Below are 12,194 nucleotides of genomic sequence, written 5' to 3'. Positions count from 1 at the left end.
GGTCGCTCCTCGCCAGTCTCACGGTGTGTCCAGGAGGTCTGCCGTAGCCGGCCGGCGGCCGGGTTCGTGGTGGAGTACTGCCAAGTGCCGGGCCCAGTCGTGCGGTGTGCTGCCGGCGGCGTGATCCGCGCGCAGGGCCATCACGGCCGCGGCGACCTCCGCCGGGGTGCGGAGCCGGTCGATCATCCGGCGCACTTCCTCGGTCACCTGCTCGCGCTCCTGAGGTGTGGCGTGGGCGCGGTACCAGACAAGGGTGGTGAAGCCGGCGTCCAGTGCGTGGCTGAGGGCTGTGCCGGCCGGGCCGCCGTGGACGGGGCCGCAGTGGAAGAGCACCACGTCCGGGGCGGGCGACGCCTTGTGGGCGTCCAGCAGTTGCACCATGCGCGCGGACGGGTCGGCGGTGAGCGGCCGCAGGGTCCCGCGGGTGGCTCGCGGCACTTCGGAGGGGTCCGGGCCGTGTGGCCACTGGTCGACGATGCTGACCGGGCGCACGAGTCCCAGGGGACCGCTCTCGTGCGTCGTGGGACCGTTCACGCGCCATGCGTCGAAGGGCAGGTCGAACAGTTTCCGTGGCACCAGCACTTCGAGCGGGGCGGCGTAGTCCCCCACGTCCGCCCGCAGGAAGGACCGGCTCAGGCCGTCGAGGAGGCTCTGCGGCGGATCGACGAGATCGGTCACGGCGAGGTCCTCGCCGGCGTCGACGAGTTCCGCGTCGCCGGTGGGTCCGACCAGCCGAACGGTCCAGTGGTAGTGGTTCTCCAGCCACCAGTCGTCGCGGAGTTCCAGCACGACGACGGCCGCCTCGGTGGCGGGAGGCGCTGCCGGGTCCGCGTCGGCTCGGCCGGTCCATGGTCCGGCCCCGGTTTCGGGAACGGGTTCGTCACGGAGGGCGGACGTACCCTCGCCCGAGGGTGGGTTCGGGTCAGGTGCCGCGGTGTGTCCTTCAACCGGCGTTTCCGGTTCGGCGCGTCGCTCGGCACCTCCGCGGCCCGCGGCGACACCGACGCGTTCGCGTACGACGGCCAGGCGGCCGATCTCCGACCGCACGTGCTCCGGGAGCGAACCGGCGCGTTCCAGTGCCCAGTCCTGGAGGGTCAGCGCGGCCGTCGGGGCGAGTTCGTGCACGCTGCCCGCGACGCGCAGGAGGTAGCCGAGGACGGCTTCCGTCTCGCTCTTGCGTACCGGGTCGTACAGCAGCCCGGCCCCGTCCCGCCAGCTGACCGGCGGGGGCATGCGCAGTTCGAACTGGCCCGGGCACGCCTTCTCGACCAGGCTCAGCACCGTGCCGCTGTCGGGCGCGTCCGGGAGTTCGGCCAGCAGGCCCAGTGCCTCGACCCGGTCTTCGGGACGCCAGTCGCTGCTCGAGTTGGGGAGCTTGGACTGCTCGCCGGTCCAGGTGCGGGCGACGTCCCGGTCCCGCTGGTGCACGGCCCAGTGCCACCGGTCGTGGGACCGGATCAGCTCCTGGTACGGCTGACCGGCCCGGCCCGGCGACCGCAGCTCGCGCAACGCGGTGATCTGGACACTGGTGCCGCCGTCGCTGTTGTTGCTCCGCGCCTTGACGACGGCCACGACGGCACCACGCCCGAGGTCGGCCACCGGACCGCCCGAGAGGCCGGCCTTGATCTCGCCGCCTTCGATGCCGAGCCGTACCCCGTACGGCTCGTCGGTCCCCTCGACGGCGCACGCTCCGCTCCGGGCGCGCACTTTTCCGCCGTCGATCCGGAAGCCGCGGTACTCGAGTCTTCCGCTCGCCCCGCCGGGGGGCGTGGACAGGTCGGAGAGCCACACACAGGGATGCTCGACCTCCTCGTCCAGACCGATCACCGCCAGGTCGGGTAACGGCCAGGAGCCCCGATCGAACCGCCCTGCGGGGTCGTGCTCGGGCAGGCAGTACAACAGCCGCGCGGTGACCGTAGCCTCCCGCCTGCCGCCATTCTCCTCGGGCCGGACCGGGTACACGACGCTGATCTTCGGCTCCCCCCGCCACACACCGGGCGGTGCTTCGGCCAGGACATGAGCACAGGTCAGGATGCGGCCGGGGGCGATGAAGAAGCCGCTTCCCCACAGGTCGGGGGCCGGCCGCCCGCCGCCGCCCGGACCGCCGATCCAGACCGTGGCGTCGTACAGCAGCCCCTTCAGTCTGTCTTCGCCTCCGGACATGACGTGGACGCCGCGATCAGGCGATCGTGTTCACCACCGGCGGTACCGGGGCGACGGCCCCGGCCGTGGCACCGCTGTCCGGGTGGGCGCCGCCCTGGCCGCCACGCCAGGTGAGCGTCACCGTCACCGATGCCTTGGCCTCTCCGTCGGCGAGGACGCTCACCACGCGTCCGGCCTTCGCCGCCAGTTCCACGCCGAACGCGACGCTGACCTCGTCCGGCGCCGCTGCCGCCGTCGCCTGACGCATGGTGGTCGCGACACCTCGGACGAGATCGGTGAGGCCTTCCACGCGTGCTGCGAACGCCTCCATGTGCCCTGTGTCCGTGTAGTCGCCCGCCGCCTGCCGCAGCCGTTCGGCATCGGAGACTCTCGCCTCGACGATCGTGCCGTCCGGCAGCTCGATCTGCGTCGTGTCCGCCATGCGCACGCGCCCCCCCTCGTCCGGGCTTGCGCGCATCGGCGCACCGGCCCCCGTTCGCAGTGTCCCGATTATCCGACGGTCCGCGCTCCCGGCGCGGGCTTTTGCGCACACCGACGTCCAGGATCTCGGGCCCCGCCGGGCGGGATAGCCTGGGTCTGTTCGTTACCGCCCATTTCTTTGCGGAGCACCCGTGTACTTCACCGACCGCGGCATCGAGGAGCTGGAGAAACGGCGCGGCGAGGAGGAGGTCACCTTCGAGTGGCTCGCCGAGCAGCTGCGGACGTTCGTCGACCTCAACCCCGACTTCGAGGTGCCGGTGGAGCGCCTGGCCACATGGCTGGCGCGGCTGGACGACGAGGACGACGAGTAGGAGTCCCGACCCGGGAACCGCGGGCCGCCCGGGAACCGCGGGCTGGACGAAACCGGACGCGAGCGCGAAACCCGCGTGGTCGGCGTCGCAACACGAGGGCGATTTGTTCACCTTCGCGCACTTATATGCCCCCCTTCACCCTCACACCGGATGTCTTGACTTTCCCCGACCACGATATATCGTGATTGGAGGGAGACGCGATATGGCGCGTCGCATCGGGGAGGTCTGCATCATGTCCGAGTGGTCCGTCACGGAGCCGAGGAAACTCACCTTCGACGAGCCGGTGAGCGACCTTCACGTGCGCCTGGTCAACGGAACGGTGAACGTGGAGGGCACGGACGAGGGTTCCGCCCGCCTCGAGGTCTCCGAGCTCGAGGGGCCACCACTGGTGGTGACCCAGCAGGACGGGATCCTGACGGTGGCCTACGAGGACCTGCCCTGGAAGGGCTTCCTCAAGTGGCTGGACCGCAAGGGCTGGCGCCGCAGCGCGGTGGTCTCCCTGGCGGTCCCGGCGAGTACGCGGGTCGAGGTCGGTGTGGTCGGCGCGGCCGCGGTGATCTCCGGGATCGAGGGCCCCTCGGTCGTCAAGGGAGTCACCGGGGACACGACCCTCGTGGGGCTGTCCGGCCCGGTCCGCGCCGACACGGTCTCGGGGAGTGTCGAGGCCCAGGACGTGACGGGCGACCTGCGGTTCAACTCCGTCTCCGGCGACCTCACGGTAGTCGAGGGTTCCGGCTCCTCCGTACGGGCCGAGTCGGTCAGCGGCTCCATGATCGTCGACCTCGACCCGGAGGGCCCCACGGATGTGCGGCTGACCAGCGTCTCCGGCGAGATCGCCATCCGGCTGCCGTATCCGGCCGACGCGGAGGTCGAGGCCAACACGGCGAGCGGCGCCGTGACCAACGCCTTCGACGATCTGCGGGTGCACGGACAGTGGGGCGCCCACAAGATCACGGGCCGCCTCGGCGCGGGCAACGGCACACTGCGGGCCACCACCGTCTCCGGCTCCATCGCCCTGCTGCGCCGCCCCGCCGGGGAGGACGAGGGCGAGGCGCCGAGAAAGGACCCGCGGCCCGGCACCGGCGGCTCACCGGCCGACCCGACCGACCACCCGCAGGCCGGCTCGGGAGACAATTCCGTCTCCGACCGGGGCGCCGGCGCCACCAGCGTCCCGGCCGACGGCACGACCGACAAGAAGGTGCTCTGACATGCCCCCCGTCTTCGCCCACGGCCGCCTCCGCCTCTACCTGCTGAAGCTGCTGGACGAGGCCCCCCGCCACGGCTACGAGGTGATCCGCCTGCTGGAGGAGCGCTTCCAGGGGCTGTACGCACCGTCGGCGGGCACGGTCTACCCGCGCCTGGCCAAGCTGGAGGCCGAGGGCCTGGTCACCCACACCACCGAGGGCGGCCGCAAGGTCTACTCGATCACGGACGCGGGCCGCGCCGAACTGGCCGACCGCAGCGGCGAGCTGGCCGACCTGGAGCTGGAGATCAGGGAGTCGGTCGCGGAACTGGCGGCGGAGATCCGAGCCGACGTGCGCGGGGCCGCGGGCGATCTGCGCCGCGAGATGCGCGCCGCGGCCACCGAGGCCCGCCGGGGCACCGGCACCGGACCTCGCGGCGCGGAGGACACCGTCCTCGGGGACTCCGCGAACCACGGCGACAAGGAGGCCTGGCGCATCGCGAAGGAGGAGATGCGGCGCGCCCGGCAGGAGTGGAAGGAACAGGCCAGGCGCGCCAAGGACGAGAGCCGCCGCGCCCGCGAGGACGCCCAGCGCGCCCGCCGCCAGGCCAAGGAGGCCCAGGAGCAGGCCCGCGCCCAGGCGCAGGAGCAGGTGCAGCGCATCGCCCGCCGGGTCCAGGACCAGGTACAGGACCACTTCGCGCGCGGCGACTGGCCGACGGGACTGCGCGAAGGCCTGAGCGAACTGGCCAAGGAGGTCGGTGAGTTCGGCAAGGACTACGGCAAGGACTTCGGTTTCGACTGGACGGGCACCGGCAGGTCGGCCTCGCAGCCGGAGCACGCACAGCCGGCCGCCGAGGAGTTCCCGGCCGCCTACGAACCGGCCTGGGCCCACGAGGACGCCGCGGACTCCACCGGCGACCCCGCCCGCGACCTGGACCGCCTGCTCGACCGTTTCCGGGACGACATCCGCGACGCGGCCCGCGACCACGGCGTCACGTCCGACCAGCTGCGCGACGCCCGCCGCCACCTCTCGACGGCCGCGGCCCACATAGGAGCACTGCTGCGCGCCCCCGGGAAGTAGCCGGGCGCGGACACCGGCCGGGGCGGCCCTCCTTCACCCGGCCTTGGCCTCGCCGCCCCCGTACAGCACCCGCGTCAAGGACTCGTACGTCACCCCGTGGTCGGCGAGGACCTCGGCCGGTACTCCGGGGCGCACGGTCAGGGCCAGCAGGATGTGCTCGTCACCGATGTGCCGGTCGCGCCGGGCGAGAGCAACCCGCAAGGAGTGCTCCAGGACCCCCTTGGCAGCCCGCCCGAAGGAGGGCCGCCCCGACCACCACCGCTTGTCCTGCGTGTCACCGGCCATGGCGCCGACCCCGTGCACCTCCTCCACCCGGGCCACGATCTCCGCCACATCGATCCCGAGCCCGGAGAGCGCGTCGGCCTCGGCCCGCGACAGTCCGGCACGCCGCCGCGCCTCCCGCAGCGCCTCCCGTACGGATTCCCTCCGCTCACCGAGCCCCAGGGCGGTGAGCGCGAAGGAGCCACGGCTCCCCTCCCGGTCCAGGAGAGCGAGCAACAGATGCTCCGGCTCCACACACTGCCCTCCCCCTCCCCCGTCCACATAGGCGAACGCGCTCTTCACGACATCCCTGGCGTCTTTCGTGAACCGCTCGAACATCAATGCCTCCCGTACTTCTTGTGCACGGCCTGCCTGCTCACACCGAGTTCGGTGGCGATCTCCTGCCACGACCAGCCCTGGTTGCGCGCGTTGCGCACCTGCACGGCTTCCAGCTGCTCCAGCAGCCGGCGCAGCGCGGCGACGGCCCGCAGGCCGACCCGTGGATCACGGTCGCCCGCGCGCTCGGCCAGATCGGTTGCTTCGGTCATAACGTCAACCTACGTTGACACTACCCTCACGTCAACCCAAGTTGACATGCAAAACGGCCGGCCCAAGAACGGACCGACCGTCGAACAACCGCGAGAAAAAACCACTCAGGGATTCGTCAGCACGACCTTCCCGAACTGCTCACCCGAAGCCAGCCGTTCGAAGCCCTCACGCGCCCGGTCCATCGGCAGCACCTCGTCGATGACCGGCCGCACACCGGTGGCGGCACAGAACGAGAGCAGGTCCTCCAGCTCGTCCTTGGTGCCCATCGTGGACCCCACGACCTTGAGCTCAAGGAAGAAGATCCGGGTCAGCTCGGCGTGCGAGGGCCGGTCGCCACTGGTGGCACCGGAAATCACCAGGGTGCCGCCGGGCTTCAGCGACTTCACCGAATGCGACCACGTGGCAGCACCGACGGTCTCGATCACCGCGTCGACCCGCTGTGGCAGGCGCGCCCCGGCCTCCAGTGCCTCCACGGCCCCCAGCTCCACGGCCCGCTTCCGCTTGGCCTCGTCCCTGCTGGTGGCGAAGACCCGGAGACCGGCGGCCTTGCCCAGCACGATGGCGGCCGTGGCGACGCCCCCGCCGGCGCCCTGCACGAGTACGGAGTCGCCGGGCCGGACACCCGCGTTGGTGAACAGCATCCGGTAGGCGGTCAGCCACGCCGTCGGCAGACAGGCGGCCTCCTCGAAGGAGAGCTCCTTGGGCTTGGGCAGGATGTTCCAGGTCGGCACGGCGACCTGCTCCGCGAACGTGCCCTGGTACCGCTCGGTGAGGATGGAACGGGGCTCCTTGGGGCCCACCCCGTGCCCGCTCTGTCCGATCACGGAGTGCAGAACGACCTCGTTGCCGTCCTCGTCGACACCGGCGGCGTCACAGCCGAGGATCATCGGCAGCTTGTCCTCTGCGAGGCCCACGCCGCGCAGGGACCAGAGGTCGTGATGGTTGAGGGAGGCGGCCTTGACCGTGACGGTGCTCCAGCCGGGGCGGGGTTCGGGAGCCGGGCGCTCCCCCAATTCCAGGCCGGACAGCGGCTGGTCGCGGTCGATTCGGGCGGCGTAGACAGCGAACATGACCTTGACGATAGGTTCCCGACCGGCCCGAGCGTAACCACCGCCCCGTGTGAGACACACCCTCTTGCCAGGTGCTCTGCGTTGTTGCTGGGGCCGCGTGGTCCGCAGCTCGGCGGAGCGGGGTGCATCCCCCAAACCTCTCGGCTTCGCTCGAGCAGAGGGGACCCCCATCGCCCCAGCGGCACGACTGCCCGCAGCTAGGGCGGCTGGACGGGGTCACGACGCGCCCGCAGCCGCCAACGGCGAGAAGGGGCCGTGTCGGGGGGTGTCCGCCCGCAGCGGGCGGCGCGTGTAACGCCAGTCAGCCGGTAGGTGACCTGGTCGCGCCGTTCCGAGGACGGACACCCCCCGGCGCGGCCCCGACCCACCCCCCGGCGTCAGGCGGCCACAGCCCTCCGCAGACAAAGAAGCGGCCACAGCCGCCGCAGGCAAAGAAATGGCCCCGCCCACCCGGGCAGGGCCACCTCCCCACGCACCAACGGCGTCAGCGCCGAGCAACCCCCTCGGCCCGAGCAGCCGCCGCCACAGCCGCCGTCACCGCCGGAGCGACCCGCTCGTCGAACGGCGACGGGATGACGTAGTCGGCCGCGAGCTCGTCCCCGACCACGGCCGCCAGCGCCTCAGCGGCGGCCAGCTTCATCCCCTCCGTGATCCGCGAGGCCCGCACCTGCAAGGCACCCGCGAAGATCCCCGGGAAGGCAAGCACGTTGTTGATCTGGTTCGGGAAGTCCGACCGCCCGGTGGCGACGACGGCCGCGTACTTGTGCGCGACCTCGGGGTGCACCTCAGGGTTCGGGTTCGCCATGGCGAAGACGAACGCCCCCTTGGCCATGGACGCGACCGCGTCTTCCGACACCGTCCCGCCGGACACTCCGATGAACACATCGGCCCCGGCCAGCGCCGTCTCAAGGGATCCAGTGATCCCCGCCTTGTTCGTGAACCCGGCCAGCTCCCGCTTCACGGGCGTGAGGTCGTCCCGGTCCGCCGACACGACACCCTTGCGGTCGGCCACCGCGACATCCCCGATCCCGGCCTCGACCAGCATCTTCGCGATGGCGACACCGGCCGCCCCGGCGCCGGAGATGACGGCCCGCAGCTCCCCGAGCGCCCGTCCGCTCAGCCGGGCGGCATTCCGGAGGGCGGCCAGCGTCACGACCGCCGTGCCGTGCTGGTCGTCGTGGAAGACCGGGATGTCCAGCCGCTCCTGCAGCTTCCGCTCGATCTCGAAGCACCGCGGCGCCGAGATGTCCTCCAGGTTGACCCCGCCGAACGACGGCGCGAGCCGCACCACCGTCTCGATGATCTCGTCGACGTCCGTGCAGTTCAGCGCGATCGGAACCGCGTCCACACCGCCGAACTGCTTGAACAGAATCGCCTTGCCCTCCATCACCGGGAGGGAGGCCTCGGGCCCGATGTCACCGAGCCCCAGCACGGCCGTACCGTCCGTCACGACGGCCACGACCGATGACTTCCACGTGTAGTCGTGCACGAGCTCCGGCTGCTCCGCGATCGCGCTGCACACCTTCGCGACGCCGGGCGTGTACGCCAGGGACAGGTCGTCCTTGTCACGGACCGGCACGGTGGCCTGCACAGCCATTTTGCCGCCGCGGTGCAGCGCGAACGCCGGATCGAAGGAGTCGAGGGGCTCCGCACCGCCCTCGCCGCCCGTATGGTCCGTCGTGCTCTCGCTGCGAGGATTGACGATCTCCGCTGCCACTTCGTTTTACCCCTTAAATCTTCATTGGTTCGAGGGTTGCCACTCCTGGTGAGGGTGGGCGGGACCGCGCAAGGCCCTGATGGTGCTGTGTACGGGATACGTACGGGCGCATGCGCGACGGGCGCGCCGCACACGCGCCCTGAGCCCCGGATGAGGGGTGTAAACATCCTTCTTACCGGACGGACCGAGCGAACGACGAGTCCATAACGCGAAGGTCACATGCCGGTGCCCTGACTCTTCGTTTAATTTCAGGACAAGACCTGGACAAACCGTCGACGACCACTCAAGTGGCCGCAAAGTCTTCGGCCTGCGTCCCGAAATCGCGGGATTCACCGAAGATCTTCCGGCCGGAAGGAAGCATTCCTATAGAAGGTCCGGCCGTGATGTACCGGAGTGGTGCGGTTCGGGGATCGCCCGTTATCCGATTTTGACATGGCTGGCCCCCAGAATGGCGCAGTCCGAATGGCAAGATGCCGTAATCACACGAGGTCGCGACAGTCGAAGACACGTGCCCCCGTCGACCCAGGCACCGCCGAACCCATCGGCTGCGCCTCGCCCCATCGGCAACTCCACCCATCCGCCGGAGGAACCCACCATGACCGCAAGCTCCACCCGTCGTACGACCGCCGCGCACTCCCGGCTAGCAGCGGTCGGTGCGATCGCGGTCGCAGGCGCGCTGATACTCACCGGATGCGGTGACCAGACCGAGGGCGGCACCTCGGAAGGCGGCTCCGCGTCCTCGGCGCCGCTCGCCGACAAGCTGCCGAAGTCGATCCGCGACAAGGGTGTCGTCAAGGTCGGTTCCGACATCGCGTACGCCCCGGTCGAGTTCAAGGACAACTCGGGCAAGACGGTCGGCATCGACCCGGATCTCGCCGCCGCCATGGGCAAGCAGCTCGGGGTCGACTTCCAGTTCGAGAACGGCACCTTCGACACGCTGATCACGGGTCTGCGCTCCAAGCGGTACGACATCGCCATGTCCGCGATGACCGACACCAAGGACCGCCAGGAGGGCATCGACTCCGACACCGGCAAGAAGGTCGGTGAGGGCGTCGACTTCGTGGACTACTTCACCGCCGGTGTCTCGATCTACACCAAGAAGGGTGACGACCAGGGCATCAAGACCTGGTCGGACCTGTGCGGCAAGAAGATCGTGCTGCAGCGCGGCACGGTCTCCGAGGACCTCGCCAAGGCCGAGTCGAAGAAGTGCCCGGCCGGCAAGAAGATCGCCATCGAGGCTTTCGACAACGACCAGCAGGCCCAGACCCGTCTGCGCGCGGGTGGCGCGGCCGCCGGCTCGTCCGACTTCCCGGTCGCCGCGTACGCGGTGAAGACCTCCGGTGGCGGCAAGGACTTCCAGCTGGTCGGCGAGCAGGTCGAGGCCGCTCCGTACGGCATCGCCGTCGCCAAGAACCAGACGCAGCTCCGTGACGCCCTGAAGGCCGCGCTGGACGCCGTCATCAAGAGCGGCGAGTACGAGAAGATCATGAAGAAGTGGGGCGTCACCGACGGCTCCGTGCAGCAGGCCACCATCAACGGCGGCAAGTGACCGCGCCCTAGCGGCACTGAAAGGCAACACCCGTGACTGTTGACATCGACAAGACGTCGGGCCCGGCCGACACACCCCCGAGCGGACCGGAGGCCATCAAGGCCATCCCTGTCCGGCACTACGGGCGGTACGTCTCCGCCGTCGTCACGCTCGCCCTGCTGGGCGGCATCGTCTACGCGTTCTCCCAGGGCAAGATCAACTGGGGCGCGATCCCGGACTACTTCTTCGACGACCGCATCCTGGACGGCGTGGGCAAGACGCTCCTGCTGACCGTCCTGTCCATGGCGATCGGCATCGTCGGCGGCGTCCTGCTCGCCGTGATGCGCCTCTCGAAGAACCCGGTGACCTCGTCGATCGCGTGGTTCTACATCTGGTTCTTCCGCGGCACCCCGGTCCTGGTGCAGCTGATCGTCTGGTTCAACCTGGGCCTGGTCTTCGAGTACATCAACCTCGGGCCGCTCTACAAGGACGAGTGGTCGGACTTCATGACCCCGTTCCTGACGGCGCTGCTGGGCCTCGGTCTCAACGAGGCCGCCTACATGGCGGAGATCTGCCGGGCCGGTCTTCTCTCGGTCGACGAGGGCCAGACCGAGGCGTCGCACGCGCTGGGCATGAGCCACGCCAAGACGCTGCGCCGGATCGTCATCCCGCAGGCGATGCGCGTGATCGTGCCGCCGACGGGCAACGAGGTCATCAACATGCTGAAGACGACCTCGCTGGTCTCGGTCGTCCAGTACCCCGAGCTGCTCCGCGCGGCCCAGGACATCGGCCAGACCTCCGGCGCCCCCGCCGAGATGCTGTTCCTGGCGGCGTCCTGGTACCTGCTGCTGACCTCGGTCTTCAGCGTCGGCCAGTACTACCTTGAGCGGTACTACGCGCGTGGTTCGAGCCGGTCGCTCCCGGCCACGCCGTTCCAGAAGATCAAGGCGAACGTGCTGTCCCTGTCCAACCGCTCGGCCTCGACGGGAGGCACCGCATGAACGCCATGGTCAAGGCCGAGGGCGTCCACAAGTCCTTCGGCCCCGTAGAGGTCCTCAAGGGCATCGACCTGGAGGTGAAGTCCGGCGAGGTGTTCTGCCTCATCGGCCCCTCCGGCTCCGGCAAGTCCACCTTCCTCAGGTGCATCAACCACCTGGAGAAGATCAACGCCGGCCGCCTGTACGTCGACGGCGAGCTGGTCGGCTACCGCCAGAAGGGCGACAAGCTCTACGAGCTGAAGGACAGCGAGGTCGCCGTCAAGCGCCGGGACATCGGCATGGTCTTCCAGCGCTTCAACCTGTTCCCGCACATGACGGCCGTCGAGAACGTCATGGAGGCACCGGTCCAGGTCAAGGGCGTGAGCAAGAGCCAGGCCCGCTCGCGCGCCCAGGAGCTCCTGGACCGGGTGGGTCTGGCCGACAAGGCGGGCAACTACCCCTCTCAGCTCTCCGGCGGCCAGCAGCAGCGGGTCGCCATCGCGCGGGCCCTCGCCATGGACCCGAAGCTGATGCTGTTCGACGAGCCGACCTCGGCGCTCGACCCGGAGCTGGTCGGTGACGTCCTGGACGTCATGCGCGACCTGGCCGAGTCCGGTATGACGATGGTCGTCGTCACCCACGAGATGGGCTTCGCCCGCGAGGTGGGCGACAGCCTGGTCTTCATGGACGGCGGTGTGGTGGTCGAATCCGGTCACCCGCGCGAGGTGCTGACGAACCCGCAACACGAGCGGACGAAGTCGTTCCTGTCCAAGGTGCTCTGAGCGCACACACGCGAAGGGGGCGGTACGGAGTTCCGTACCGCCCCCTTCGCACGTCCGCGCCCGGTCACCTCACGGCGAGCAGAAGGGTG

At 70.1% G+C, this 12,194-nt stretch carries 12 protein-coding genes; 6 read left to right on the top strand and 6 right to left on the bottom strand.

The window, feature by feature from the left end; translation table 11 throughout:
- Positions 1 to 18: 18 nt before the first annotated feature.
- Both SSQG_RS26305 and SSQG_RS26300 read right to left on the bottom strand, forming a co-directional pair.
- On the bottom strand, positions 19 to 2,163 hold the full coding sequence (locus tag SSQG_RS26305; RefSeq protein WP_003992908.1) for a trypsin-like peptidase domain-containing protein: 2,145 nt from the start codon (positions 2,161 to 2,163) through the stop codon (positions 19 to 21).
- Between the two features lie 16 nt (positions 2,164 to 2,179).
- A complete protein-coding gene (locus tag SSQG_RS26300) occupies positions 2,180 to 2,584 on the bottom strand; it encodes a CU044_2847 family protein (protein WP_158681107.1) in 405 nt (134 codons plus the stop codon).
- 190 nt (positions 2,585 to 2,774) lie between these two features.
- On the opposite strand from SSQG_RS26300, the gene SSQG_RS26295 reads away from it, so the two are divergent.
- From SSQG_RS26295 to SSQG_RS26285, 3 genes are all read left to right on the top strand, one after another.
- The gene (locus SSQG_RS26295) at positions 2,775 to 2,954 is read left to right on the top strand and encodes a DUF6104 family protein (protein ID WP_003992906.1); all 180 of its coding nucleotides are present in this window, start codon (positions 2,775 to 2,777) and stop codon (positions 2,952 to 2,954) included.
- A gap of 232 nt (positions 2,955 to 3,186) precedes the next feature.
- The gene (locus SSQG_RS26290; protein WP_039935438.1) at positions 3,187 to 4,161 is read left to right on the top strand and encodes a DUF4097 family beta strand repeat-containing protein; all 975 of its coding nucleotides are present in this window, start codon (positions 3,187 to 3,189) and stop codon (positions 4,159 to 4,161) included.
- 1 nt (position 4,162) lies between these two features.
- Complete coding sequence (locus tag SSQG_RS26285) at positions 4,163 to 5,221, top strand: PadR family transcriptional regulator (RefSeq protein ID WP_003992904.1); 1,059 nt, start codon at positions 4,163 to 4,165, stop codon at positions 5,219 to 5,221.
- A gap of 33 nt (positions 5,222 to 5,254) precedes the next feature.
- Here SSQG_RS26285 and SSQG_RS26280 read toward each other — a convergent pair whose 3' ends face one another.
- The 4 genes from SSQG_RS26280 to SSQG_RS26265 form a co-directional block, all read right to left on the bottom strand.
- Entirely contained in the window at positions 5,255 to 5,821 is a 567-nt protein-coding gene (locus SSQG_RS26280; protein WP_003992903.1) for a Clp protease N-terminal domain-containing protein, read from the bottom strand.
- On the bottom strand, positions 5,821 to 6,030 hold the full coding sequence (locus SSQG_RS26275; RefSeq protein WP_003992902.1) for an HTH domain-containing protein: 210 nt from the start codon (positions 6,028 to 6,030) through the stop codon (positions 5,821 to 5,823). Before SSQG_RS26275 ends, SSQG_RS26280 begins: the two co-directional genes overlap by 1 nt.
- 105 nt (positions 6,031 to 6,135) lie before the next feature.
- Complete coding sequence (locus SSQG_RS26270) at positions 6,136 to 7,101, bottom strand: zinc-binding dehydrogenase (RefSeq protein WP_003992901.1); 966 nt, start codon at positions 7,099 to 7,101, stop codon at positions 6,136 to 6,138.
- 484 nt (positions 7,102 to 7,585) lie between these two features.
- Positions 7,586 to 8,818 carry an NAD(P)-dependent malic enzyme gene (locus tag SSQG_RS26265; protein ID WP_003992900.1) on the bottom strand — a complete coding sequence of 411 codons (1,233 nt, stop codon included), beginning with the start codon at positions 8,816 to 8,818 and terminating at the stop codon, positions 7,586 to 7,588.
- Positions 8,819 to 9,413: 595 nt separating this feature from the next.
- Here SSQG_RS26265 and SSQG_RS26260 point away from each other — a divergent pair.
- Genes SSQG_RS26260 through SSQG_RS26250 form a run of 3 tightly spaced genes read left to right on the top strand, consistent with a single transcriptional unit; the run spans position 9,414 to position 12,105 of the window.
- Positions 9,414 to 10,367, top strand: coding sequence for an ABC transporter substrate-binding protein (locus SSQG_RS26260; protein ID WP_003992898.1), 954 nt, complete (start codon positions 9,414 to 9,416; stop codon positions 10,365 to 10,367).
- Positions 10,368 to 10,399: 32 nt separating this feature from the next.
- Positions 10,400 to 11,347, top strand: a complete 948-nt coding sequence (locus tag SSQG_RS26255) for an amino acid ABC transporter permease (RefSeq protein ID WP_003992897.1) — start codon at positions 10,400 to 10,402, stop codon at positions 11,345 to 11,347.
- Positions 11,344 to 12,105 (top strand): amino acid ABC transporter ATP-binding protein, encoded by a 762-nt coding sequence (locus SSQG_RS26250; RefSeq protein ID WP_003992896.1) that lies wholly within the window; start codon positions 11,344 to 11,346, stop codon positions 12,103 to 12,105. Before SSQG_RS26255 ends, SSQG_RS26250 begins: the two co-directional genes overlap by 4 nt.
- Positions 12,106 to 12,194: the final 89 nt, after the last annotated feature.

This window comes from Streptomyces viridochromogenes DSM 40736 (assembly GCF_000158955.1).
Lineage (GTDB): Bacteria > Actinomycetota > Actinomycetes > Streptomycetales > Streptomycetaceae > Streptomyces > Streptomyces venetus.
The sequence above is the reverse complement of the archived record's forward strand: the minus strand, read 5'-3'. Positions and strand labels throughout refer to the sequence as shown.

Excerpts from the sequence above, each read along its gene's own strand:
- SSQG_RS26280 (WP_003992903.1), bottom strand. The coding sequence starts at position 5,821 with ATGTTCGAGCGGTTCACGAAAGACGCCAGGGATGTCGTGAAGAGCGCG.
- SSQG_RS26250 (WP_003992896.1), top strand. The coding sequence starts at position 11,344 with ATGAACGCCATGGTCAAGGCCGAGGGCGTCCACAAGTCCTTCGGCCCC.
- SSQG_RS26305 (WP_003992908.1), bottom strand. The coding sequence starts at position 2,163 with ATGTCCGGAGGCGAAGACAGACTGAAGGGGCTGCTGTACGACGCCACG.
- SSQG_RS26260 (WP_003992898.1), top strand. The coding sequence starts at position 9,414 with ATGACCGCAAGCTCCACCCGTCGTACGACCGCCGCGCACTCCCGGCTA.
- SSQG_RS26275 (WP_003992902.1), bottom strand. The coding sequence starts at position 6,030 with ATGACCGAAGCAACCGATCTGGCCGAGCGCGCGGGCGACCGTGATCCA.
- SSQG_RS26290 (WP_039935438.1), top strand. The coding sequence starts at position 3,187 with ATGTCCGAGTGGTCCGTCACGGAGCCGAGGAAACTCACCTTCGACGAG.
- SSQG_RS26285 (WP_003992904.1), top strand. The coding sequence starts at position 4,163 with ATGCCCCCCGTCTTCGCCCACGGCCGCCTCCGCCTCTACCTGCTGAAG.
- SSQG_RS26270 (WP_003992901.1), bottom strand. The coding sequence starts at position 7,101 with ATGTTCGCTGTCTACGCCGCCCGAATCGACCGCGACCAGCCGCTGTCC.
- SSQG_RS26300 (WP_158681107.1), bottom strand. The coding sequence starts at position 2,584 with ATGGCGGACACGACGCAGATCGAGCTGCCGGACGGCACGATCGTCGAG.